Below are 311 nucleotides of genomic sequence, written 5' to 3'. Positions count from 1 at the left end.
GGCGATGTTGTTCCGGGTGGTCAGGGCGGTGGGGTGGTCGGGGCCGAGAACCCGCTCGAGGGCGGGTAGCAGCTCTCGGAATAGCCGCAGCGCCTCGGCCGGATCACCGGTCTCCCCGGTCCAGGTGGCGATGTTGTGCCGGGTGGTCAGGGCGGTGGGGTGGTCGGGGCCGAGAACCCGCTCGAGGGCGGGTAGCAGCTCCCGGGACAGCCGCAGCGCCTCGGCCGGATCACCGGTCTGCCCGGTCCAGGTGGCGATGTTGTGCCGGGTGGTCAGGGTGTCGGGGTGGTCGGGGCCGAGAACCCGCTCGA

At 72.7% G+C, this 311-nt stretch carries 1 protein-coding gene; it reads right to left on the bottom strand.

Annotation, left to right across the window (positions count from 1 at the left end; translation table 11 throughout):
- The coding region (locus U9977_RS02950; protein WP_322747593.1) for a tetratricopeptide repeat protein at positions 1-311 on the bottom strand (311 nt) is incomplete at both ends.

Source organism: Protofrankia sp. Cas8 (genome assembly GCF_963555845.1).
Taxonomy (GTDB): Bacteria; Actinomycetota; Actinomycetes; order Frankiales; family Frankiaceae; genus Protofrankia.
Note: the sequence above shows the minus strand (reverse complement) of the source record. Positions and strands in the feature narration are given on the sequence as shown.